Here is a 22956-nt window from a genome sequence, read left to right on the forward strand (position 1 = left end):
GATTTATAGCCGTAACAGGCACAGCAAAAAGGGCAGATTCCTCTGCCCTTTTTTACGCCCCGATTTTACATGCAGGATTTACAGATTGGCTATCAGCGCCGCCGCCGCTTTACGATGCCGGGATATCAGTGATTTGATATCCATGCCGACAATTTCACCGTCAATAACCCGCCATTTTCCGCCGACCATCACCCGGTCGGCTTTTTCTGCGCCACACAATAACAGCGCGGCGATGGGATCATGACTGCCGCTAAAGCGTAATTCATCGAGTTTAAACAGCGCCAGATCGGCCTGTTTGCCGACAGCAATCTGACCGATATCATCACGTCCGATAAGTTTTGCCGAGCCGCGCGTCGCCCAGCGCAGCACTCTTTCCGGCGTGACATATTCCGCGCCATATTTCAGACGTTGCAGATACAGCGCCTGCCGCGCTTCATACATCAGATTCGAGGCATCGTTCGAAGCAGAACCATCAACCCCCAGACCGATCGGCACACCTGCGGTCTCCAGATCGCGTGTCGGACACATGCCGGAAGCCAGCCGCATATTCGATACCGGACAATGGCAGATACCGGTTCCCGCAGCGCCCAGACGCCGGATTTCGTCGTCATTAAAATGAATGCCGTGCGCCAGCCAAGTCCGGTCACTCAGCCAGCCGACGCTTTCCAGATAATCGACTGTCCGCAGACCAAACATTTTCAGGCAAAATTGCTCTTCATCCAGCGTTTCCGCCAGATGCGTATGCAGCCGGACATCTTCGCGCTGCGCCATCTGCGCACTTTCGCGCATAATGTCGGTGGTGACGGAAAACGGTGAGCACGGAGCAAGCGCAATCTGCATCCACGCCCCTTCGCCACGCTGATGATATCGGTCGATCAGGCGCTGGCTGTCGCGCAGAATCACCTCGCCAGACTGCACCGTTTGCTCCGGTGGCAAACCGCCCTGCTCCTCACCGAGACTCATCGAGCCGCGGGTCAGTAAGGCACGCATGCCGAGTTCCCGAACGACATCCACCTGCACGTCGATGGCCTCTTCCATCCCCTGCGGGAAAAGATAGTGGTGGTCGGTGGTGGTGGTACAACCGGAAAGCAGCAGTTCAGACATCGCCACACGACTTGCCAGTCCCAGCGCTTCGGGCTGCAAACGCGCCCAGACCGGATACAGTTTTTTCAGCCACGGGAATAACGGCACGTTGACCACCGGCGCCCAGGCGCGGGTCAGTGTCTGATAGAAATGGTGATGAGTATTGATGAGGCCCGGCAGCAGAACAGATTCGCAAGCATCAAAAATATGATCCACCGGTTGTGAAGGCTGCTGACCGGCGGTCAGCAATTCCACGATTTTCTGCCCCTGGATAACAATTCCGCCGCTGGCATCGAGTGCATTAGCGGTAAAAACGGCCAGCGGATTTTTGATCCACGTGCGTTGATCTGACATGTCTGACTTCCTTTTTAAGGTCAGTAAATTCAAAAAGTGAGTCAGCTCAGTTATGCCCTGTCTGCTGATCCAGGGGCGCAAGGCGCGGGATATCAGTGAACCTTAGCTTCCTTTGCCACAACACTTGTGCTGCGTTCTTCCGGCATCAGTAAGTTGAGCATGATAGCAATCACGCCACCGCTGGTCACGGCATGACCGAAGATATTGCCGACGATTGGCGGGAACTGGCTGAGCACATCCGGCACGGCTTCAATGCCCAGACCGATGCCAAAGGCGATAGCGATAATCAGCATTTCGCGACGTCCGACCGGTGACTGAGTCATGATACGGATGCCCGCCGCGACGACGCTGCCAAACATCACCAGGGTTGCGCCGCCCAGAACGGGTGCCGGGATTTGTTGCAGAATTTCGCCGATAAACGGGAACAAGCCCAGCACCAATAACACGCCGCCGATATACATACCGACATAGCGGCTGGCGACGCCGGTCATCTGGATCACCCCGTTGTTTTGCGCAAAGGTGGTGTTCGGGAACGACGAAAATGCAGCGGCGATCAGACAGCTGATACCGTCGGCCAGAATGCCGCCCTTCAGACGTTTACGGAAGCTTTCCCCTTCAATCGGCTGCTGCGATAACATGCAGTTGGCAGTCAGATCGCCCACGGCTTCCAGAATGCTGATAAAGGACACCAGCGCGATCGGCACGAAAATAATCCAGTCGAATTTGAAACCGAAGCGGAACAACTGCGGCAAAGCGAACCAGTCGCCCTGCAACGGTTTCGCGCTGAGATGCCCGGTCAGCGCCGCGGCGATACAGCCCACAACAATCCCCAGAACGATAGATGAAAGACGCAGCCAGCGCACGTTGATACGGTTGCAGGCGACAATCACCAGCAACGTCAGCGCGCCCAGCCCGAGATTGGCAGGTGCGCCAAAGTTCGCCGCGCCATGACCGCCCGCCCAGTCGGTGATGCTGACTTTAATCAGACTGATGCCAATCAGCGCGATCACGGTTCCGCTCACCAGCGGTGTGAAGACCTGGCGCATCTGGCCGATAAACCGGCTGACCAGCAGCGGAATAAATGCGGCAACAAAGTTCACCCCGAAAATCATCGCCATGATGTCTTCCGGCGAACCGCCGCGCCCTTTCACCATCATGCCGCCGGAGAGGATCACCCCCAGAAACGCAAAGCTGGTGCCCTGCAGACAAATCATCCCTGCGCCCACCGACATAAACCGGCGCGCCTGAATAAATGTGCCGATGCCGGACGCCAGCAAAGACATGCTGATGAGATACGGCAGATAGGCATTGAGCCCGAGCATTGAGCCGATAATCAGCGGCGGCGTGATAATACCCACTACGCTTGCCAGTACATGCTGGATGGCGGTGAAAAATGCCGGTGCCGGTGCAATACGCTCTTCCAGTCCATAAAGAAGTTCTTTGTCGTTGGATTCTGACATATCGGTAATTCCGGATGATGAGTGATGATCCGGTAATGCATAAATCAGGCCAGCAGCAGAAAAATTTTAGTTAAAGCAGGGAGAATGCCCTGACAGCGCGGTCCGGCATGAAGAACCCGACACTGAAACTTTAAAATCAGTGTTGCGCCATTTGGGTACTTTTGTTTCATGAAATGCGCGATTTTAGCATGATCGCACAATGACGGGGCAAAACGGGAGGAGAAAAAGTCCTGACCGGGAGATCAGGACTGTGCAGAGAAGCGTATCAGGCGCGCATGACCGGGAAGGCCAGCACATCACTCAGGCTGGCGGCACCCAGCGCAATCATAATCAGGCGGTCAACGCCCAGCGCTACACCGGAACACTCCGGCATACCGTGTTCTAACGCATCCAGCAGATTGTTATCGATAGGATGCTGCGGCAGGCCACGCGCCGCACGTTTGCGATTATCCTGCTCGAAACGCTGACGCTGTTCACGGCCATCAGTCAGCTCACGGAAACCATTCGCCAGCTCGATGCCTTTGTAATACACCTCGAAACGCTCGGCGACGCGGTGATCTTCGGTGCTGATTTCTGCCAGAGACGCCTGGCTCGCCGGGAAGTGATACACAAACGTCGGCTTGTCGCGCCCGATATGTGGCTCAACGCCCATGGTAAACAGCAACTGCAGCAACGTATCGCGATCTTCTTCTGTATCGGCAATGTTGGATAAATCCAGTTTCGCCGCCGCTTCGCGCAGCTCAGTTTTATCAGCAGATAACGGGTCAACATTCAGATGACGGGTAAACGCCTGCTGATAAGAAAGGGTTTCGGCAGTATCGCAGTCGAGAACCTGCTGGAGTAAATCATCCACTTCATTCATCAGGCGGTACATGTCATAACGCGGACGATACCATTCGAGCATGGTGAATTCAGGATTGTGATGACGGCCCGCTTCCTCATTACGGAAACTGCGCCCCATCTGATAAATCGGTCCGCTGCCCGCAGCCAGCAGACGTTTCATGTGATATTCCGGGCTGGTCATCAGATACAACGTCATGCCATCTGCCGCACCCGGCCCGACAAAACGTGTCTCGAACGGCACCAGATGAATGTCGGTCACCGTGGCCTGGCTCATTGCCGGAGTTTCAACTTCCAGTACGCCGCGATCGGCAAAGAAACGTCGAATCTCAGCGAGGATAGCCGCACGCTTCAACAAATTGGCGACGGGAGCACTGGGTTGCCAGCTTGCTGTTTCGCTCATGGTGATTTACTCCGAATTCAGAAAAGTCATGCAGTCTACCTGCATCCCCGCAGGCAAACAAATATCTCATTTTGCGTTGCGTACAGCAGAGAAAGTCCAAATGCGCGTCCACATCAAATTACCACTACTCCCTATTAGGTATAATATCCTTACAAAAAATAAGAATACTAGCCTCTGGGACAGCGCCTGTATGTCATCAGGGTTTACTAACTCTTCGATTATGAAGAGCTTTTCGCGGGTGTTTCAAACCCGATCTCATTGATGATAGTGGAGGAATGCAGTGCAAACCTTTAACGCCGACATTGCAATTATAGGTGCAGGTGGGGCGGGTTTACGCGCAGCAATAGCCGCAGCGGAAGCCAATCCCAACCTGAATATCGCGTTGATTTCGAAAGTGTACCCTATGCGCAGCCACACCGTGGCGGCCGAAGGCGGTTCTGCCGCGGTGACGCAAGATCACGACAGCTTTGATTTTCACTTCCAGGATACCGTTTCCGGAGGCGACTGGCTGTGTGAGCAGGACGTTGTAGACCACTTCGTTCATCAATGCCCGACCGAAATGGCCCAGCTTGAACTGTGGGGATGTCCGTGGAGCCGCAAGGATGATGGTTCAGTCAACGTCCGCCGCTTTGGCGGAATGAAGATCGAACGCACGTGGTTTGCCGCAGATAAAACCGGCTTCCACATGCTGCACACCCTGTTCCAGACCTCGCTGAAATACCCCCAAATCAAACGCTTCGACGAGCATTTCGTCCTCGACATTCTGGTCGATGAAGGCCAGGTGCGCGGCGTCGTCGCCATCAATATGATGGAAGGCACGCGCGTACAAATTCGTGCCAACGCGGTGGTCATGGCCACCGGCGGCGCAGGCCGCGTTTACCGCTACAACACCAACGGCGGTATCGTCACCGGCGACGGAATGGGCATGGCATTCCGCCACGGCATTCCGTTGCGTGACATGGAGTTTGTGCAATATCACCCGACCGGCCTGCCGGGTTCCGGCATTCTGATGACAGAGGGCTGCCGTGGTGAAGGCGGTATTCTGGTCAATAAAGACGGTTACCGTTATTTGCAGGATTACGGCATGGGGCCGGAAACCCCGCTGGGCGAACCGAAAAACAAATACATGGAACTGGGTCCGCGCGACAAAGTTTCTCAGGCGTTCTGGCACGAATGGCGCGCTGGCCGCACTATCTCAACGCCGCGTGGCGATGTGGTGTATCTGGATTTACGTCATCTGGGCGAGAAAAAACTGCGCGAGCGTCTGCCGTTTATCTGCGAGCTGGCGAAAGCGTACGTCGGCGTCGATCCGATTACCGATCCGATCCCGGTGCGCCCTACCGCGCACTACACTATGGGCGGCATCGAAACCGATGCGCAGTGTGAAACCCGCATCAAAGGGCTGTTTGCCGTCGGCGAATGTTCCTCAGTCGGCCTGCACGGTGCTAACCGTCTCGGCTCCAACTCGCTGGCAGAACTGGTGGTGTTTGGCCGCATGGCTGGCGAAAAAGCGGCTGAGCGTGCTGCTGAAGCTAAAGACACCGGCAACAGCGCGGCACTCGACGCACAGGTTCGCGATATCGAAAACCGCGTCGCGGCACTGATGGCGCAGGAAGGCGATGAAAGCTGGGCCGCCATCCGCGATGAAATGGGTCTGGCGATGGAAGAAGGCTGCGGGATTTACCGCACTACGGAGCTGATGCAGAAAACTATCGATAAGCTGGCTGAACTGAAAGAACGTTTCAAACGGGTGAAAATTCAGGATACTTCCAGCGTTTTCAACACTGATCTGCTGTACACCATCGAGTTGGGTCATGGTCTGGAAGTAGCCGAATGCATGGCGCACTCCGCGATCAATCGTCGTGAATCCCGCGGTGCTCATCAGCGTCTTGATGAAGGCTGCACCGAGCGCGATGACGTGAATTTCCTCAAGCATACCCTGGCCTTTTATCAGCCAGATTCCGCCCCACGTCTGGAATATGGCGACGTGAAAATTACCACGCTGCCACCGGCAAAACGCGTGTATGGCGGGGAATCTGAGACTCACGATAAAAAAGATAAGGAGCAATCACGTGGCTAAAATGCGCAGCCTGAAGGTTGAAATCATGCGCTATAACCCGGAAACGGACAGCGCGCCGCATCCGGTGGTGTATGACGTGCCTTTCGATGAAACAACGTCCCTGCTCGATGCTCTGGGCTACATCAAAGACCATCTGGCCGCCGACCTTTCCTATCGCTGGTCGTGCCGTATGGCGATTTGCGGCTCATGCGGCATGATGGTGAACCGTGTGCCGAAGCTGGCCTGCAAAACCTTCCTGCGTGAATATCCGGACGGTATGCAGATAGAGGCGCTGGGTAATTTCCCGGTCGAGCGCGATTTGGTGGTTGATATGACCCACTTTATCGAAAGCCTGGAAGCCATCAAACCCTACATCATCGGCAATACCCGTACCGTCGGTGAAGGTCCGGGTAAACAAACCCCGGCGCAAATGGAGAAGTACCATCAGTTCTCCGGCTGCATCAACTGCGGTTTATGTTACGCCGCCTGCCCGCAGTTTGGTCTGAATCCACAATTCATTGGTCCGGCGGCTATCACGCTGGCGCACCGCTACAACCTCGATAACCGCGACCACGGCAGGGCGCAACGTATGCCGCAGTTAAACGGTCAGAACGGGGTCTGGAGCTGTACGTTTGTCGGTTATTGCTCCGAAGTCTGTCCGAAGCACGTTGACCCTGCCGCAGCCATTCAGCAAGGCAAAGTCGAAAGCTCCAAAGACTTCATGATAGCGAGGCTGAGACCGCAATGAGGGAGGAAAATATGACGACTCAAAGTACGGGCAGCAAACGTAAACCCTACGTGCGTGAGATGAAAGCCAACTGGTGGAAAAGCTTACCGTTCTACCGTTTCTACATGCTGCGCGAAGGTACGGCGGTGCCGGCTGTCTGGTTCAGCCTTTTGTTGCTGGCAGGGGTTTTCTCGTTACGTAACGGACCGGAAAGCTGGGCGGGTTTTGTGCATTTTCTGCAAAATCCGGTGGTCATGCTGATTAACCTGATTGCCCTGCTTGCAGCCTTACTGCATACCAAAACCTGGTTCGAACTGGCGCCAAAAGCCTCGGTCGTAATGGTGAAAGGTAAAAAAATGGGGCCGGAGCCGATCATCGCCGGTTTCTGGGGTGTGACTATCGTCGTGACGCTGGTTGTTCTCGTCATCGCACTGTTTCTTTAAGGAGGCGACATGAAAAATACTCTTCCTAAACGTTCAGATGAGCCGGTGTTCTGGGGACTGTTTGGTGCAGGCGGCATGTGGAGCGCGATTTTCGCGCCGGTGATGATTCTGCTGGTGTGCTTCCTGCTGCCGCTGGGTTTCTTCCCGGGTGATGCCCTGAGTTATCCGCGCGTGCTGGCGTTCGCGCAGAGCGGGATCGGGCGTCTGTTCCTGTTGCTGATGATCGTGCTGCCCATCTGGTGCGGACTTCACCGGATCCATCACTCTATGCATGACCTGAAGATCCACGTTCCGGCTGCAAAATGGGTGTTCTACGGACTGGCGACGATCTTAAGTATCATCACTTTAATCGTGCTGATCCGTCTCTGATCCCTGAAGATCATACTTTCCAGCGGCCATTTCTCTGGCCGCTGATTTCATTCTTATCTCTGTATTTCCCTTTTCCTTTTTGTTACCTAGACTTAGAGAAAATCCTAAGGAAGGAAACTTTATGCGTATCTGGTCAAAACTCGGCGTCATCGTGACAGCACTCATGTCTGTTGCCTGTAGCGTCACCCCACCGAAAGACGTCAAAGTCGTCAATAACTTCGAACTCACCCGCTATTTGGGAACCTGGTATGAAGTCGCCAGACTGGATCATAGTTTTGAAAGCGGGCTGGAGCGTGTCACAGCCAATTACAGCCTGCGTGACGATGGCGGTGTGAAAGTCATCAACCGTGGTTTTAATCCGCAGAAGAACAAATGGCAGGAAAGCGAGGGTAAAGGTTACTTCACCGGTTCAACCGCACGTGCGGCACTCAAGGTGTCGTTCTTTGGCCCGTTTTATGGCGGCTATAACGTGATTGAGCTGGATAAAGATTACCAGTACGCGCTGGTCTGCGGCCCGGATAAAAGCTACTTGTGGATCCTGTCACGTACCCCGACGCTGGATGACGGCGTGAAGCAACATCTTCTGCAAACCGCGCAGCAATACGGATTCGATACCAGCAAACTGGTGTGGGTGAAACAGCCTTAATTTCTGTTATTTCCGGACGCCAGAAACAACACTGCCTGCATCAAAGTGCAGGCAGATTTCAGCTTACTTCACATCATTCGCCGTTATTGTGCGCTTTTCTGGATCGCTTGCCCGCCGGCGGAAACATCTTCACCCACGCCACGCGTGGTATTGCAGGCAGTTAACGCAGAAGACAGGATAAGAACAGACAAAACAGCGAGGATACTTTTCTTCAGCATATAAATTTCCTTCCTATAAGAGAATGTAAAGTACGACACCTTAAGTGTAGCTAACTTTCTGGATATAGAAGAAAACAGGTGGGATTTTAGGACAGTTGGTAAAACGAGGCTGAAGGGATCAGCCTGCTTTGGAAATAGCGCCACCCAGATGCTGGATGTCTTCACCGAAACCATGAACCGTGTTGCAACCGGATAACGAAGCCAGCAACATCACTGAAACTACGATAAACATCATCTTCTTCAACATGGTAAACACAATCCAATTCAACAAGTTGGGGCTGGAAAGCTGCGACAGGCTTTCACCTGCGGCAGCTTTCATCCGACGTTATCAGTATTGAAACTTATTTAACGCGGGAAACGTATTCGCCAGAGCGGGTGTCACAACGGACGATTTCGCCGATCTGCACGAATAATGGCACTTTAACCACAGCGCCGGTGCTCAGGGTCGCTGGCTTGCCGCCGGTACCTGCGGTATCACCTTTCAGGCCAGGATCTGTTTCCACAACTTCGGCTTCGATGAAGTTCGGTGGCTGAACAGCGATAGGACGACCATCCCACAGAGTCACGATACATTCTGCGTTGTCTTGCAGCCATTTTGACGCTTCAGAAACGGTTTTAGCTTCAACACCGTGCTGCTCGAAAGTCTCAGGGTGCATGAAGTGGTAGAACTCACCGTCGTTGTACAGGTAAGTCATGTTGGTATCTACAACGTCAGCGCCTTCGCATGAGTCAGTAGATTTGAAAGTTTTTTCTACACGGGAACCGGTCAACAGACGACGCATTTTAACGCGCGCAAAAGCCTGACCTTTGCCTGGTTTTACAAACACACTGTCTTCGATTGCGAAAGGCTCGCCCTCGAACATGATTTTAAGACCCGGACGGAAATCGTTGCTAGAATAAGTCGCCATGATGGCCCTCTAATAATTTTAAGCTGGTATTAGCCAAAAAATGGCAAACATTGTAACCCTAAACACGCCATTTAGAGAAGATTGGTTGTATCAACTCGGCGATGTTATCACTGACCCTGATGAACTGCTTACTCTTCTGGCACTTAACGACAATGCAGAACTGCAAAGTGGGCGTGAAGCCCGTCGTTTGTTCCCGCTTCGTGTGCCCCGCGCCTTTGTCGCGCGCATGCAGCCGGGCGATCCACAGGATCCTTTATTGCTTCAGGTATTGACCGCACGCGAAGAATTTATCGCCGCACCGGGCTTTACCACCGACCCGCTTGATGAACAACGCAGCGTTGTTCCGGGTCTGTTGCACAAGTATAGCAATCGCGCCCTGCTACTGGTGAAAGGCGGATGTGCGGTGAATTGCCGCTACTGTTTCCGCCGTCATTTCCCGTATCAGGACAACCAGGGAAATAAAGCCAACTGGGTTCAGGCGCTGGATTATATCCGCACACGCCCCGAACTCGATGAAATTATTTTCTCCGGTGGCGATCCGCTGATGGCCAAAGATCACGAACTCGACTGGTTGATCAGTGAGCTGGAAGGTATCGCGCACATTAAACGTCTGCGAATTCATACCCGTTTGCCGGTGGTAATTCCTGCGCGTATCACCGATATTTTCTGCCAGCGCCTTGAAAAATCACGTCTTCAGGTGCTGATGGTGACACACATCAATCACGCCAATGAAATTGATGATGCCCTGCGCACCAGCATGGCGAAGCTGAAACGCCATGGCGTGACACTGCTTAATCAAAGTGTGTTGCTGCGCGGAGTCAATGATTCTGCCGATGTGCTGGCGACGCTGAGCAATGCGTTGTTTGACGCAGGTATTTTGCCTTACTACATCCACGTGCTGGATAAAGTTCAGGGCGCGGCGCATTTCATGGTGAACGACGACGAAGCCCGCGCCATCATGAAGGGGCTGATGAGCAAGGTTTCCGGATATATGGTGCCGAAACTCACCCGCGAGATTGGCGGCGAGCCGAGTAAAACCATTCTGGATCTGCGGCTGAAGCAGTCTTAACACATTATCGCCCCCAAATAATTCAAGTTGCAGGTAGGCGGCAAGTGATGGAGTCCCGATGAGCTTACTCAGAAATGATTCGGGTGACTGAACATAGCCAACGCAACTGCGGCTTGAAGTATGAAGGGAGATGCAAAAAGGGATGCCATTGGCATCCCTTTATTCTATCTGGCATTCACGCAATTAAACGGCGTGCAACCCGATTATGGGCACTTATAAACCTGGCCGACCATTTTGCTGTCAACAGGTGCAAAGCTGGACAGGAAGTTCTGTGTCGGGCTGTTTGCACCATAAATGGTGTTGCCGCCCATCGCTGCCGCTTTGTTACGCAGGTCATTGGCTGCACCACGCATGGAGCTGCCGTCACCGCCGGTACCGGAGAACCAGTTGCTTTGGGCACCAGTGACTTCGCCAAGCAGCTGACAATTTGCGCCTGGTTTGTCATCCGTGAATTTCACCTGCTGGCCCGCTGCATCCAGTTGATGAGTGGTACTGCACCCGGCAAGCAGCGCGATAGCTGACAGGCCCAGTAACATTTTAATCCGCATCACTTTCCCCATTTGTTTTTGTAATCACATAAAGCCTATCAGAAAACACCTGGCTCTCTTAGGCATCCGTTGCCACGTACGCCCAAGGTTTGCGCTATCGGTAAAAATCCGAAAACCACGCAGAAATGAGTCTACACGTTAATGACCGGCGACAATGAGAGTTATCTTACTGAACCTGATAAAAAATGGTCAAATAAAAAAACCCGGCCTTTTCAGACCGGGTTTCTTCAGTACGTTAAGTCAGGCAGCAAAACTCACTAACGACCGGGCGTACCTGCGGATAAGCGCAGGGGGATGATGATTACATCATGCCGCCCATGCCGCCCATTCCACCCATACCGCCAGCGCCGCCCATATCGACTTTATCGTCTTTAGGCAGGTCGGTGATCATGCACTCAGTAGTGATCATCAGGCCAGCTACAGAAGACGCGTACTGCAGAGCAGAACGGGTCACTTTAGTTGGATCCAAGATACCCATTGCGATCATGTCGCCGTATTCTTCGGTGTAAGCGTTGTAGCCGAAGCTGCCTTCGCCCGCTTTCACTTTGTTGGCGATAACAGAAGCTTCTTCGCCTGCGTTCACAACGATCTGACGAAGTGGAGATTCCATTGCGCGCAGAGCAACGCGGATACCCACGTTCTGGTCGTCGTTGTCGCCGGTCAGGTTAGCCAGGGTGTGAGCAACGCGGATCAGCGCAACACCACCACCTGCAACTACGCCTTCTTCTACCGCAGCACGGGTGGCGTGCAGGGCATCTTCAACGCGAGCTTTTTTCTCTTTCATTTCAACTTCAGTCGCTGCGCCAACTTTCAGAACAGCTACGCCGCCTGCCAGTTTAGCCACACGCTCTTGCAGTTTTTCGCGATCGTAATCAGAAGTCGCTTCTTCGATCTGCTGACGGATTTGGGAAACACGGCCCTGAATGGTTGCTTCTTCGCCAACGCCATCGATGATGATGGTGGTGTCTTTGTTGATAACAACGCGTTTAGCCTGACCCATATCTTCCAGAGTCGCTTTTTCCAGCTCCAGACCGATCTCTTCAGAGATAACGGTACCGCCAGTCAGGGTTGCGATATCCTGCAACATAGCTTTACGACGGTCGCCGAAGCCTGGTGCTTTCACCGCAGCCACTTTCACGATGCCACGCATGGTGTTCACAACCAGAGTCGCCAGGGCTTCGCCTTCAACGTCTTCAGCAATGATCAGCAGTGGTTTACCGGCTTTAGCAACGGCTTCCAGTACTGGCAGCATTTCGCGAATGTTAGAAATCTTTTTGTCAGCCAGCAGAATGAACGGGCTTTCCAGTTCTATTGAACCGGTTTCTGGTTTGTTGATGAAGTATGGAGACAGGTAACCGCGGTCAAACTGCATACCTTCAACAACGTCCAGTTCGTCTTGCAGACCGGTGCCTTCTTCAACAGTGATGACGCCTTCTTTGCCCACTTTTTCCATCGCTTCCGCGATCAGTTTACCGACAGTTTCATCAGAGTTAGCAGAGATGGTACCAACCTGTGCAATGGCTTTAGAGTCAGAGCAAGGAACAGATAATTTTTTCAGTTCTTCAACCGCGTGGATGACAGCTTTGTCGATCCCACGTTTCAGATCCATCGGGTTCATACCGGCGGCAACCGCTTTCAGGCCTTCGGTGATGATGGCTTGTGCCAGAACGGTTGCGGTAGTGGTACCGTCACCCGCTGCATCGTTCGCTTTGGACGCAACTTCTTTCACCATCTGTGCACCCATATTTTCGAACTTGTCTTCCAGTTCGATTTCACGTGCAACTGACACGCCGTCTTTAGTGATGGTTGGTGCGCCGAAAGATTTGTCCAAAACCACGTTGCGGCCTTTAGGGCCCAGGGTGACTTTTACTGCATCAGCAAGGATGTTTACGCCACGCAGCATTTTCACACGGGCGTCATTACCGAATTTTACTTCTTTAGCTGCCATTGTTAATTTCCCTTAAATTCGTTCTGTTCAGAAAAAAGTGGATCGGGGGACAATCAGGCTTCTACGATTGCCAGAATGTCGCTCTCAGACATGATCAACACTTCTTCATTGTCGATCTTCTCAGCTTTAACGCCGTAACCGTCGTTGAAAATGACGATGTCGCCAACTTTCACATCCAGCGCTTTAACTTCACCGTTTTCCAGAATGCGACCATGGCCGACAGCCAGGATTTCGCCACGGGTAGATTTACCAGCAGCTGAGCCAGTCAGAACGATGCCGCCAGCGGATTTAGATTCTACTTCTTTACGCTTGACGATAACGCGGTCATGCAATGGACGAATTTTCATTGATAACTCTCCTGTGAGCGGGTCCATACTCTATTTTAGGGTTGAATGCCTGGCAAATGTCTGCCTGGCCTCGTGGTTTGTTTAATGGGGGCGATACCTTGCCCTTCAAGGGGAAGAACAGAAAAATTTTCGCTTTTTCTTTCGATGCTCTGTTCATTCAAAAAATGACCTTTGCAGCACTTCCCAACAATCTTTTAACAATCAAGGCCACAGAGATTAGCGATCGCGGTGCTCTGTGTCGTCATCTTTTTTTGGTGAAACCAGACGCACCGGAGTTTCATCCGTACGCTGGAACTCGCCGTCGAAGGTATTTCCTGTCGGCGCGCTGCTTCCCCAGTTGCCGCCAGAGCGAACAATGTTCAGGTGCGGCATCAGTTTTAACGTCAGTCGTTTCTGGATTGGCGGTAACAACAGCAGCAACCCGAGGAAATCGGTAAAGAAGCCCGGCACCAGCAGCAGGAAACCGGCAATCACCAGTGAAACACTTTTCACCATTTCAGCCGCCGGGCTTTCGCCTGCAGCCAGCTTTTGCTGCAACTGCATAAAGGTTTTCATGCCCTGATTTTTCACCAGAGAAACCCCTACGCAGGAAGTGAACACCACCAGCAATAATGTTGTGGCCACGCCAACAACCGCAGCCACCTTGATAAATAAGGTAATTTCAATGTAGGCCAGCAGGAATAACAGTAATAACGGTAACCAGCGCACCGCATTCTCCTTGTAATGAGGCTCCGAAAACTCTGTCGCAAAACGCTGTCACAGAGGCAGTCGTAACCAGGAATAAGTGCCTGCTCAGGTTCTTTGCTTTCAAAGAAATGCAGGCTGACTACACTGAGATGGTGCTACGTCGCAGTGATTTCAAGCACCAGAGCTGATTTAATTGAGCCGCTGAATGAATTGTGAGAATTCTCACAGATACTAAAAACATGCACAGTCATAGGGCAGGATAGTGATCTTAGTACGTGCAATTCGCCTGAAGCAGCATATGATCGCCTTCGTTGCCGAAACAACGGTCGATCGTTTTAAATTTACCACGGCAAGTAACATAATTTTAAACATCGCATAACTCGTTTAGTACCGAAGAGAAGGTTCTCATGTCAAACACCATTCGTATCGAGGAAGACCTGCTGGGCACGCGCGAAGTACCAGCAGAAGCTTATTACGGCATTCACACCCTGCGGGCGATTGAAAACTTCTATATCAGCAACACCAAGATCAGCGATGTCCCTGAGTTTGTTCGTGGCATGGTAATGGTGAAAAAAGCAGCGGCTCTGGCCAACAAAGAACTGCGCACCATCCCGCGCCACATTGCGGATATCATTATTCAGGCGTGCGACGAAGTGCTTGATAAAGGTAAGTGCATGGACCAGTTCCCTATCGACGTCTATCAGGGCGGCGCGGGAACCTCGGTAAATATGAACACGAATGAAGTGCTGGCGAACATCGGTCTGGAACTGATGGGACACCAGAAAGGCGATTATCAGTTCCTGAATCCTAACGATCACCTGAACAAATGCCAGTCCACCAATGATGCCTACCCGACCGGTTTTCGTATCGCCGTGTACACCTCGTTGCTGAAACTGGTTGATGCGATTTCTCAGCTGGGCGACGGTTTCGAGCGTAAAGCGGTAGAGTTCGAAAACATCATCAAAATGGGACGCACGCAGTTACAGGATGCGGTTCCGATGACCCTTGGTCAGGAATTCCACGCATTCAACGTGCTGCTTAAAGAAGAAACCCGCAACCTGATGCGCACCGGCGAATTACTGCTGGAAGTGAACCTCGGCGCAACGGCAATCGGTACACGGCTGAACACACCAGAAGGCTATCAGCAGTTGGCGGTAGAGAAACTGGCGGAAGTCAGCAATCTGGCCTGCGTACCGGCAGAAGACCTGATCGAAGCGACCTCCGACTGTGGCGCCTACGTGATGGTTCACAGCTCACTGAAACGTCTGGCGGTTAAGCTTTCTAAAATCTGTAATGACCTGCGCCTGCTCTCTTCCGGCCCGCGCGCTGGCCTGAACGAGATCAACCTGCCGGAATTGCAGGCGGGTTCTTCTATCATGCCTGCCAAAGTGAACCCGGTAATTCCAGAAGTGGTAAACCAGGTGTGCTTCAAAGTTATCGGTAACGACGTGTGCGTCACCATGGCCGCCGAAGCGGGTCAGTTACAGCTGAACGTGATGGAACCGGTGATTGGTCAGGCGATGTTTGAGTCAGTGCATATTCTGACTAACGCCTGCTACAACCTGCTGGAGAAATGCATCAACGGTATTACTGCCAACAAAGAAGTGTGCGAGTTCTATGTCTTCAACTCTATTGGGATCGTCACTTATCTCAACCCGTTCATCGGCCACCACAATGGCGATATCGTCGGGAAGATTTGTGCGGAAACTGGCAAGAGTGTCAGGGAAGTGGTGCTGGAGCGCGGCCTGTTGACAGAAGCCGAACTGGACGACATTTTCTCTATCGAAAACCTGAAGCATCCGGCCTACAAAGCTAAACGCTACACTGATGAAAATGAACAGTAACAGATTAAATTACTGACCTTTTAAAGGCTCGTTGTTCTGCGGAATAACGGGCCTTTTTACTTTTTGCGGCACAACAATTACATAACAATTAATTATCAATTCCTTATTAATTATCAATCCCTTAAGGAGCAGCAGGATGATGGACGGACAACCATGCTAATCATCGAACTTATTATTGTACTGGCAGCGATTTTCCTCGGTGCGCGTCTGGGCGGGATCGGCATTGGTTTTGCCGGAGGTCTGGGCGTACTGGCGCTGGCGCTGGTCGGCGTCAAACCAGGTACCATTCCCTTTGATGTTATCTCCATCATCATGGCGGTGATCGCGGCGATTTCGACCATGCAGGTGGCAGGCGGGATGGATTATCTGGTACAGCAAACCGAAAAACTGCTGCGCCGCAATCCAAAGCACATCACTATTCTCGCCCCTGTCGTCACCTATTTCCTGACGATTATGGCCGGCACCGGCAACATCTCACTTTCCGCTCTGCCCGTTATTTCAGAAGTAGCGAAAGAGCAGGGAATCAAACCCTGCCGTCCGCTTTCAACGGCCGTGGTCGCAGCGCAGATTGCAATCACCGCGTCTCCCATTTCTGCCGCCGTCGTTTATATGGCGTCAACGATGGAAAACCACGGAGTCAGTTATCTGCATCTGCTGATGGTTATGATCCCCTCGACGCTGGCGGCGGTTATCGTGATGTCGCTGATTGTCAGCTGGTGTTTTGACTCCAAGCTTTCCAACGATCCGGTTTACCTGAAGCGTTATGAAGAAGGACTGATTGAACTGCGTGGCGATAAGGTCATGGAAATCAAACCCGGCGCAAAATTCTCGGTATTACTGTTCCTGCTCGGCGTTCTGGGCGTGGTCGGATACGCAGTGGTAAACAGCCCGAGCCTGGGCTGGGTCGCACAACCGGTGATGACGACCAACAGCGCCATTCTGATTATCATGCTCAGCGTCGCCACGCTTATCACGTTATTATGCCGCATTGATACTGACGCTATTCTGACCTCCAGCACGTTCAAATCAGGCATGAGCGCCTGTATTTGTATCCTCGGCGTGGCCTGGCTGGGTGACACGTTTGTGCAAGCCAATCTCGGCTGGATCAAAGAAACGGCAGGCTCCCTGATTCAGGCGCATCCGTGGCTGCTGGCGCTGATTTTCTTCTTCAGCTCTGCACTGTTGTATTCGCAGGCGGCGACCACCAAAGCGCTGTTGCCGATGGCGCTGGCGCTGAGCGTGTCGCCACTGACCGCAGTGGGCTCTTTTGCCGCTGTATCCGGTTTATTCATTCTGCCGACGTATCCGACGCTGGTTGCTGCCGTGCAGATGGATGACACCGGCACCACGCGCATCGGACGGTTCGTCTTCAACCATCCATTCTTTATCCCGGGCACCATGGGTGTATTCCTGTCGGTACTTTTCGGATTTGGTCTGGGTAGTATTATTCTCTGACAGTTTTTCCGGGGGCTCCGGCCCCCGTTATTGCGGCATTTTCCTTTCGCCAGACAACGTTCAGCACCCACGGGGCTTTCTGCTCGCCGATTGTGCGGGGTATACTCACATTTCATTAACGCGCTGCGGCATGAAGCCGTCCGCATCTTCTGTCGAATCACTCAGTGGCCGAACTCCCGCCGCGACAAAGAGAATTTTACTTCGCATGGATCACCGCATTCTTCGAATTTTCTTCCTGCTTTGCAGCCTGTGTCTTTTGCCGTTTCAGGCGAATGCCTCATTATTTGGAAAACCGGCTGCACCTCAGTTTGTGCCTGTCGATCAGGCTTTCAGTTTTGATTTCCAGCAGAAAGGTCATGACCTCAAACTCAGCTGGCAAATCCGCGACGGCTATTATCTCTACCGCAGTAAAATTGAACTGGAACCGAAGAATGCACAGCTCGCCGCATTCCTTTTGCCAAAGGGACGCGATCATCACGACGAATTTTTCGGTGACAGCGAAGTTTATGAAAATGCGCTAAATGTTGTGGTTCCGATACGTCAGGCCAGCCCTGATGCGACCGTCCGTGTCACTTATCAGGGATGCGCCGCCGCAGGGTTCTGCTATCCACCGGAAACCCGCGAAGTGCCGCTGAGTGCCGTGACGGAACCGGATCGCGCCAGCACGCCAGCGACGGATGCCGCACCGGTTATCGCGACGCCTGAAACACAATCCGCGCCACTGCCTTTCTCTCCGCTATGGGCTTTGCTAATTGGCATCGGCATTGCCTTTACCCCTTGCGTACTGCCGATGTACCCGCTGATTTCCGGTATCATTCTCGGGCGCCAGCGCCCTCACCGCATGAAGCGTATTTTCCTGTTGTCGCTGGTTTACGTGCAGGGCATGGCGCTGACTTACACGCTGCTCGGCATGGTCGTCGCGGCTGCCGGCCTGCAATTCCAGGCGGCACTGCAAAGCCCGTGGGTGTTGATTGTGCTTTCGGTTCTGTTCGTTCTGCTGGCACTGTCGATGTTCGGCACATTCAGCCTGCAATTGCCCTCTTCGGTGCAGACCCGCCTGGCCTTGTGGAGTAATGAACAAAAAGGCGGTTCGCTGCCCGGCGTCTTCATTATGGGCGCACTGGCGGGACTGATTTGCTCGCCCTGCACCACCGCGCCACTTAGCGCGATTTTGCTGTACATCGCCCAGAGCGGGGATCTGCTGGCAGGTGCCGGAACGCTGTATCTGTACGCCTTAGGAATGGGCATTCCGCTGATTATCGTCACGATGTTTGGCAACAAACTGCTGCCGCGCAGCGGGCCGTGGATGCAGTATGTGAAGGAAGGTTTTGGCTTTGTGATACTGGCGCTGCCGGTTTTCCTGCTGGAACGTGTGATTGGCGATACCTGGGGGCTGCGTTTGTGGAGTCTGCTCGGCGTGGCCTTCTTCGGCTGGGCGCTGGTACTGAGCCTGAAAAGCCAGCGCGGTGTGGTGCGGGTGCTGCAGTTAGTCTTCCTTGCGGCAGCGCTGATAGTCAGCCGTCCGCTTCAGGACTGGGCGTTTGCGCCAGCCGGTGACATCACCGCAACACAGCACGCGCTGACTTTCCAGAAAATCCATAATGTCGGTGAACTGAACGCCGCCCTGCAAGGCGCGCAAGGCAAACGCGTCATGCTGGATTTGTATGCTGACTGGTGCGTGGCGTGTAAAGAGTTCGAAAAATATACCTTCTCCGCGCCAGAAGTGCAGAATGAACTGGCAAACACCTTGCTTCTGCAGGCTGATGTCACCCAAAACTCGCCGGAGCAAAAAGCGTTATTAGAACGTCTGAATGTGCTGGGCCTGCCGACGATTTTGTTTTTCGGCCCCGATGGACGTGAGTTACCACAGTCGCGTGTGACCGGGTTTATGAATGCGTCGGAGTTCAGCGCGCATTTGCAGAAAACCCGCCCTTAAACGACACTACCTTTTGAAGTACGCGAATTGTGAGGAGGCAAACGTGCTACGTGAACAAGTTCTCGATAAAACCCTTAATTTCCTGGAACAACGTGGCCTTGCAACATTGTCACTGGAAACTGTCGCCGAACGGGTGGATGTTCCACTCAATGAATTACGCCGTTTCTGGCCGGATGCCGAAGCTCTGCTTTATGACAGCCTGCGTTATCATGGCGAACAGATTGATATCTGGCGCCGCCAGCTGATGCTCGATGAATCCCTTTCTGCGCCGCAGAAATTGCTGGCACGGTACAAAGTGCTGGATGAGCAGGTGCGCCAGCAACGCTATCCGGGTTGTCTGTTTATCGCCGCCTGCACGTTTTTCCCTGACAGCGATATGCCAATTCATCAGCTGGCTCAACAGCAGAAGCTGGCGTCCTACGACTACACGCTGTCACTCTTGCAGGAAATGGGGTCGGACGACGCGGAAATGGTCGCCCAGCAAATGGAACTGATCCTGGAGGGCTGTCTGAGCAGGTTGCTGGTTAAGCGCCAGCTGAACGATGTGGAAGTCGCCCGCAGGCTGGCAGAAGACGTTCTGAACGTCGCCCGTTGCCGCGAACATGGCGCGCTTTCCTGACTCCTTCGGTATTCAGACCAACGAAGCCATCGTTTTTGAATGAAAAGACAGCAAACGAACGCCTTTTATGTGTTTTAGATGACAAAGCCGTTGACGGCACAGGCCCAATACGGTTTAATGCGCCCCGTTGCCCGGATAGCTCAGTCGGTAGAGCAAGGGATTGAAAATCCCTGTGTCCTTGGTTCGATTCCGAGTCCGGGCACCATATTTAAAGAAACCAGCCTAACGGCTGGTTTTTTGCTTTCTGCTTTTCGAAAAACTTCGAACTCTCTTCTTTCGTGACTCACTTCTCATCGCCTCATTCATTTGCACAAAATTCCCGTTTAATCCTGCTTAAAAGTTAGGCCAACGTCCGTTAACGGCCGTGTTCCCGCGTTTTAGACTGATTACTTAGGCTGATAAGTTTCCTCAAAGCTCTAAATAAACAGGAACGTCTCATGAAAATAACCCAGATTGAGGTATTGCGCGTTGCCATTCCATTCAGCAGCGGCAGAGATAAAACGCCAGAGACACAGACCGATGCGTATAATGCGGCATCCCCCGAACTCACCAGAATGGAAACGCTGCTGATAAAAATCAGCACGGACACTGGCCTGCATGGCTGGGGCGAAGGTTTCGGTCATCTTTGTAATCCGATGACCGAAGCTGCACTCAACGGGCTGGTCGGGCGATTTTTCCTCGGGCAAACCTGCCCGCAAAGCCCTGAGGAAATTGCCGTACTGATGCAGCAGGCCGAGATTAATTTCCACGTTTTTGGACGAACCGGCCCCGTGTTGTTTGCGCTTTCTGCCGTCGACATTGCGCTGTGGGATTTGCTGGCAAAAGCCCGGAACCAGCCACTTTGGCAGCTGCTCGGCGCAAAACGTCAGAAAATTGGCGTTTATGCCAGTCTGGTCAGTTATGGCAATCATCCTGAGCGCGTGGCGAAAAAAGTGCTGAGCACCTATCAGGCGGGATTTCGCGCCATTAAATTGCATGAGACTGCTTATCCGGCCATTGCTGCCGCAAGGGAAGTTCTGCCCGCCGATGCCGAACTGATGCTCGATGTAAACTGTCCGTGGAACGTGGAAGAAGCCGCTGAACAGGCGCAGGCTTTACGTTCCCTGAATCTTGGATGGCTGGAAGAACCCGTCTGGCCACCGGATGATTTAGCCGGACTTGCAGAAGTCCGCAAACAAGGGACGCGCATTGCCGCTGGCGAAAATGCCGCTGGCGTTCAGGGATTCGTGGAACATTTCGAGCACGGGTCAATTGACGTCGCGCAGCCGAGCGTCAGTAAAGTCGGTGGGATAACTGCCATGCTGAAAGTGTTTGCGCTGGCTAAGCAGTATCATATCCGCGTTGTCCCACACTGCTTTTATTACGGTGCCGGCCTTATGGCTACTGCCCAACTGGTCGCCACGCTCGACGACAGCGTGAGCCTGGAAGTGCCTTACATACAATGGCAGGAAACGCTTTATCCGCAACTGGACTTCGCACCGCAGATGACGTTGCCGGACACGCCAGGGACAGGTTTTGAGCCATCGCCCTCTGTGATGAAGAAGTACCTGATCAGTTCGCAAACACTTTCCCTGAACGCGGAGGCGGCCCATGCGTAAATCTAACTATCGTGTGGTGATTGCCCTGCTGCTGTTCTTTGCCGGGATGCTCAATTATCTCGACCGTGCGGCATTGTCGGTGATGGCGCCGCTAATCAAAGGCGATCTGCATATCAATGACGCCCAGATGGGTATTTTGTTTAGCGCCTTCTTTATCGGCTACTGCCTGTTCTGCTTTATCGGCGGTTGGAGTGCAGACAAATTTGGCCCGCGCAAAGTGTTCGGCTTCGCGGCCGCATTCTGGTCAGTGTTCTGCGGCGCGACCGCGCTGGTGACAGGTTTCGCGCATTTACTGGTCGTGCGTGTGATGTTCGGTATCGGCGAAGGCCCTATGGGCACCACCACCAACAAATCAATTTCCAACTGGTTCCCGCGCAAGGAAGTAGGCCGTGCGGTCGGGTTTACCAATGCCGGTCAGCCGCTGGGCGCCGCCATTGCCGCGCCGATTGTCGGGCTAGTCGGATTGCGCTTTGGCTGGCGCATTGCTTTCGTGGTCATTGCCGCGCTGGGCTTCGTGTGGCTGGCTGCGTGGATGATATTTTTCCGAGATAAACCTGAACAACATCCACGGGTTTCAGAAGAAGAGAAACAGCTGATTGCCAGTGACCGTCCGGCGACACCGGTAACTCACGACAATAAAGAAAAAGATGCACACAGCTTGTGGTACTACGTCTTTTCCAGACCTGTTCTGGGCGTTGCTGCGGCCTTTTTCTGCTTCAACTACATTCAGTACTTTTTCCTGTCATGGCTGCCAAGTTATCTTACCGATTTCCAGCATCTCGACATTAAGAGTATGAGCATTATCGGCATTCTGCCGTGGCTGGGTGCAACCGCAGGGCTTATCGGCGGCGGGATCATTGCTGATACGTTGTACCGTCGTACCGGCAACTTCTTGTTTTCGCGCAAAGCAGTCATTTTCGCCGGTCTGATTATTGCTGCCGGTTGTGTACTAATGACAGCTTATACCCGCAATACCGCCGGTGCCGTGGCGCTGATTACGGTTGCCAGTATTTTCGCTTACATGACGCCGCAGGCCTGCTGGTCATTGTTGCAGGATATTGTACCGGCTCACCGTATCGGTACCGCCGGAGGATTTGTGCATTTACTGGCAAATCTGGCCGGGATTTTATCCCCGAGTATCACCGGATTTTTAATCCAGTACGGCGGCGGCTATCAGCCCGCGTTCACTCTGTCTAGCGGACTGTCCATCGTCGGGGTAGTCGCGATGGCCATCCTGGTACGCCAGAACAAAGTGAATGAATTATTTGGCAAAAAAGTACCGCAGGAGGACGCCGCCACCGGTCATTAACCCTCCTGTTTTATCCTGTAAGCCCCTGTTCAACCTGCAATTGAATTGATACATTGCAGATTGAACATTGAGCAAATTTATAGGAT

At 53.0% G+C, this 22956-nt stretch carries 22 protein-coding genes and 1 tRNA gene; 13 read left to right on the plus strand and 10 right to left on the minus strand.

Annotated features, from left to right (window positions below):
* Positions 1 to 78 precede the first annotated feature (78 nt).
* The 3 genes from D6C13_RS18740 to epmA form a co-directional block, all read right to left on the minus strand.
* Complete coding sequence (locus D6C13_RS18740) at positions 79 to 1437, minus strand: 8-oxoguanine deaminase (RefSeq protein ID WP_120134197.1); 1359 nt, start codon at positions 1435 to 1437, stop codon at positions 79 to 81.
* Positions 1438 to 1529: 92 nt separating this feature from the next.
* Complete coding sequence (locus D6C13_RS18745; RefSeq protein ID WP_120134198.1) at positions 1530 to 2897, minus strand: nucleobase:cation symporter-2 family protein; 1368 nt, start codon at positions 2895 to 2897, stop codon at positions 1530 to 1532.
* A gap of 265 nt (positions 2898 to 3162) precedes the next feature.
* Complete coding sequence (gene epmA / locus D6C13_RS18750) at positions 3163 to 4140, minus strand: elongation factor P--(R)-beta-lysine ligase (protein WP_120134199.1); 978 nt, start codon at positions 4138 to 4140, stop codon at positions 3163 to 3165.
* Between the two features lie 280 nt (positions 4141 to 4420).
* Here epmA and frdA point away from each other — a divergent pair, with 280 nt between their 5' ends.
* The 5 genes from frdA (at position 4421) to blc (ending at position 8384) form a co-directional block, all read left to right on the plus strand.
* Positions 4421 to 6220: a fumarate reductase (quinol) flavoprotein subunit gene (gene frdA / locus D6C13_RS18755; protein WP_120134200.1), complete on the plus strand. Its 1800-nt coding sequence runs from the start codon at positions 4421 to 4423 to the stop codon at positions 6218 to 6220.
* 1 nt (position 6221) lies between these two features.
* Positions 6222 to 6947 (plus strand): succinate dehydrogenase/fumarate reductase iron-sulfur subunit, encoded by a 726-nt coding sequence (locus tag D6C13_RS18760; RefSeq protein WP_425272726.1) that lies wholly within the window; start codon positions 6222 to 6224, stop codon positions 6945 to 6947.
* Between the two features lie 11 nt (positions 6948 to 6958).
* Positions 6959 to 7369 (plus strand): fumarate reductase subunit FrdC, encoded by a 411-nt coding sequence (gene frdC / locus D6C13_RS18765; protein ID WP_120134202.1) that lies wholly within the window; start codon positions 6959 to 6961, stop codon positions 7367 to 7369.
* A gap of 9 nt (positions 7370 to 7378) precedes the next feature.
* Positions 7379 to 7738 (plus strand): fumarate reductase subunit FrdD, encoded by a 360-nt coding sequence (gene frdD, locus D6C13_RS18770; RefSeq protein ID WP_120134203.1) that lies wholly within the window; start codon positions 7379 to 7381, stop codon positions 7736 to 7738.
* A gap of 121 nt (positions 7739 to 7859) precedes the next feature.
* Positions 7860 to 8384, plus strand: coding sequence for an outer membrane lipoprotein Blc (gene blc, locus D6C13_RS18775; protein WP_120134204.1), 525 nt, complete (start codon positions 7860 to 7862; stop codon positions 8382 to 8384).
* Positions 8385 to 8467: 83 nt separating this feature from the next.
* Here blc and D6C13_RS18780 read toward each other — a convergent pair whose 3' ends face one another.
* From D6C13_RS18780 to efp, 3 genes are all read right to left on the minus strand, one after another.
* Positions 8468 to 8602 (minus strand): entericidin A/B family lipoprotein, encoded by a 135-nt coding sequence (locus D6C13_RS18780; protein ID WP_120134205.1) that lies wholly within the window; start codon positions 8600 to 8602, stop codon positions 8468 to 8470.
* Positions 8603 to 8720: 118 nt separating this feature from the next.
* Positions 8721 to 8849, minus strand: coding sequence for an entericidin A/B family lipoprotein (locus D6C13_RS18785; protein ID WP_013573743.1), 129 nt, complete (start codon positions 8847 to 8849; stop codon positions 8721 to 8723).
* Positions 8850 to 8943: 94 nt separating this feature from the next.
* On the minus strand, positions 8944 to 9510 hold the full coding sequence (gene efp, locus D6C13_RS18790; RefSeq protein WP_120134206.1) for an elongation factor P: 567 nt from the start codon (positions 9508 to 9510) through the stop codon (positions 8944 to 8946).
* 40 nt (positions 9511 to 9550) lie between these two features.
* On the opposite strand from efp, the gene epmB reads away from it, so the two are divergent.
* A complete protein-coding gene (gene epmB, locus D6C13_RS18795; RefSeq protein ID WP_120134207.1) occupies positions 9551 to 10579 on the plus strand; it encodes an EF-P beta-lysylation protein EpmB in 1029 nt (342 codons plus the stop codon).
* A 203-nt stretch (positions 10580 to 10782) separates the two neighbouring features.
* Here the strand turns inward: epmB and D6C13_RS18800 are convergent, their stop codons facing one another.
* From D6C13_RS18800 to D6C13_RS18815, 4 genes are all read right to left on the minus strand, one after another.
* Positions 10783 to 11127, minus strand: coding sequence for a DUF4156 domain-containing protein (locus tag D6C13_RS18800; protein ID WP_120134227.1), 345 nt, complete (start codon positions 11125 to 11127; stop codon positions 10783 to 10785).
* Positions 11128 to 11428: 301 nt separating this feature from the next.
* Positions 11429 to 13075, minus strand: coding sequence for a chaperonin GroEL (gene groL / locus D6C13_RS18805; protein ID WP_120134208.1), 1647 nt, complete (start codon positions 13073 to 13075; stop codon positions 11429 to 11431).
* Between the two features lie 53 nt (positions 13076 to 13128).
* Entirely contained in the window at positions 13129 to 13422 is a 294-nt protein-coding gene (locus D6C13_RS18810) for a co-chaperone GroES (protein WP_009636718.1), read from the minus strand.
* 216 nt (positions 13423 to 13638) lie between these two features.
* On the minus strand, positions 13639 to 14130 hold the full coding sequence (locus tag D6C13_RS18815; protein WP_120134209.1) for an FxsA family protein: 492 nt from the start codon (positions 14128 to 14130) through the stop codon (positions 13639 to 13641).
* 386 nt (positions 14131 to 14516) lie between these two features.
* On the opposite strand from D6C13_RS18815, the gene aspA reads away from it, so the two are divergent.
* The 7 genes from aspA to D6C13_RS18850 all read left to right on the plus strand — a co-directional run bounded on the left by aspA (position 14517) and on the right by D6C13_RS18850 (position 22870).
* Positions 14517 to 15953, plus strand: coding sequence for an aspartate ammonia-lyase (gene aspA / locus D6C13_RS18820; RefSeq protein WP_112289751.1), 1437 nt, complete (start codon positions 14517 to 14519; stop codon positions 15951 to 15953).
* A gap of 153 nt (positions 15954 to 16106) precedes the next feature.
* Entirely contained in the window at positions 16107 to 17408 is a 1302-nt protein-coding gene (locus D6C13_RS18825; protein ID WP_120134210.1) for an anaerobic C4-dicarboxylate transporter, read from the plus strand.
* Positions 17409 to 17613: 205 nt separating this feature from the next.
* The gene (locus tag D6C13_RS18830) at positions 17614 to 19344 is read left to right on the plus strand and encodes a protein-disulfide reductase DsbD (RefSeq protein WP_120134211.1); all 1731 of its coding nucleotides are present in this window, start codon (positions 17614 to 17616) and stop codon (positions 19342 to 19344) included.
* 43 nt (positions 19345 to 19387) lie between these two features.
* Positions 19388 to 19963 (plus strand): division control transcriptional repressor DicD, encoded by a 576-nt coding sequence (gene dicD, locus D6C13_RS18835; RefSeq protein WP_120134212.1) that lies wholly within the window; start codon positions 19388 to 19390, stop codon positions 19961 to 19963.
* A gap of 129 nt (positions 19964 to 20092) precedes the next feature.
* Positions 20093 to 20168: transfer RNA gene (locus tag D6C13_RS18840), tRNA-Phe, on the plus strand.
* 232 nt (positions 20169 to 20400) lie between these two features.
* The gene (locus tag D6C13_RS18845; RefSeq protein ID WP_120134213.1) at positions 20401 to 21561 is read left to right on the plus strand and encodes a mandelate racemase/muconate lactonizing enzyme family protein; all 1161 of its coding nucleotides are present in this window, start codon (positions 20401 to 20403) and stop codon (positions 21559 to 21561) included.
* Positions 21554 to 22870 carry an MFS transporter gene (locus D6C13_RS18850; RefSeq protein WP_120134214.1) on the plus strand — a complete coding sequence of 439 codons (1317 nt, stop codon included), beginning with the start codon at positions 21554 to 21556 and terminating at the stop codon, positions 22868 to 22870. Before D6C13_RS18845 ends, D6C13_RS18850 begins: the two co-directional genes overlap by 8 nt.
* Positions 22871 to 22956: the final 86 nt, after the last annotated feature.

The sequence above is a fragment of the Rahnella woolbedingensis genome, assembly GCF_003602095.1.
Taxonomy (GTDB): domain Bacteria; phylum Pseudomonadota; class Gammaproteobacteria; order Enterobacterales; family Enterobacteriaceae; genus Rahnella; species Rahnella woolbedingensis.

Bases quoted from the DNA above. Each gene is read 5' to 3' on its own strand.
- aspA (WP_112289751.1), top strand. From the start codon at position 14,517: ATGTCAAACACCATTCGTATCGAGGAAGACCTGCTGGGCACGCGCGAA.
- frdC (WP_120134202.1), top strand. From the start codon at position 6,959: ATGACGACTCAAAGTACGGGCAGCAAACGTAAACCCTACGTGCGTGAG.
- D6C13_RS18845 (WP_120134213.1), top strand. From the start codon at position 20,401: ATGAAAATAACCCAGATTGAGGTATTGCGCGTTGCCATTCCATTCAGC.
- epmB (WP_120134207.1), top strand. From the start codon at position 9,551: ATGGCAAACATTGTAACCCTAAACACGCCATTTAGAGAAGATTGGTTG.
- D6C13_RS18760 (WP_425272726.1), top strand. From the start codon at position 6,222: ATGCGCAGCCTGAAGGTTGAAATCATGCGCTATAACCCGGAAACGGAC.
- epmA (WP_120134199.1), bottom strand. From the start codon at position 4,140: ATGAGCGAAACAGCAAGCTGGCAACCCAGTGCTCCCGTCGCCAATTTG.
- frdD (WP_120134203.1), top strand. From the start codon at position 7,379: ATGAAAAATACTCTTCCTAAACGTTCAGATGAGCCGGTGTTCTGGGGA.
- D6C13_RS18850 (WP_120134214.1), top strand. From the start codon at position 21,554: ATGCGTAAATCTAACTATCGTGTGGTGATTGCCCTGCTGCTGTTCTTT.
- D6C13_RS18740 (WP_120134197.1), bottom strand. From the start codon at position 1,437: ATGTCAGATCAACGCACGTGGATCAAAAATCCGCTGGCCGTTTTTACC.
- groL (WP_120134208.1), bottom strand. From the start codon at position 13,075: ATGGCAGCTAAAGAAGTAAAATTCGGTAATGACGCCCGTGTGAAAATG.
- D6C13_RS18780 (WP_120134205.1), bottom strand. From the start codon at position 8,602: ATGCTGAAGAAAAGTATCCTCGCTGTTTTGTCTGTTCTTATCCTGTCT.
- D6C13_RS18745 (WP_120134198.1), bottom strand. From the start codon at position 2,897: ATGTCAGAATCCAACGACAAAGAACTTCTTTATGGACTGGAAGAGCGT.
- D6C13_RS18800 (WP_120134227.1), bottom strand. From the start codon at position 11,127: ATGCGGATTAAAATGTTACTGGGCCTGTCAGCTATCGCGCTGCTTGCC.
- D6C13_RS18825 (WP_120134210.1), top strand. From the start codon at position 16,107: ATGCTAATCATCGAACTTATTATTGTACTGGCAGCGATTTTCCTCGGT.
- D6C13_RS18830 (WP_120134211.1), top strand. From the start codon at position 17,614: ATGGATCACCGCATTCTTCGAATTTTCTTCCTGCTTTGCAGCCTGTGT.
- efp (WP_120134206.1), bottom strand. From the start codon at position 9,510: ATGGCGACTTATTCTAGCAACGATTTCCGTCCGGGTCTTAAAATCATG.
- blc (WP_120134204.1), top strand. From the start codon at position 7,860: ATGCGTATCTGGTCAAAACTCGGCGTCATCGTGACAGCACTCATGTCT.
- D6C13_RS18785 (WP_013573743.1), bottom strand. From the start codon at position 8,849: ATGTTGAAGAAGATGATGTTTATCGTAGTTTCAGTGATGTTGCTGGCT.
- D6C13_RS18810 (WP_009636718.1), bottom strand. From the start codon at position 13,422: ATGAAAATTCGTCCATTGCATGACCGCGTTATCGTCAAGCGTAAAGAA.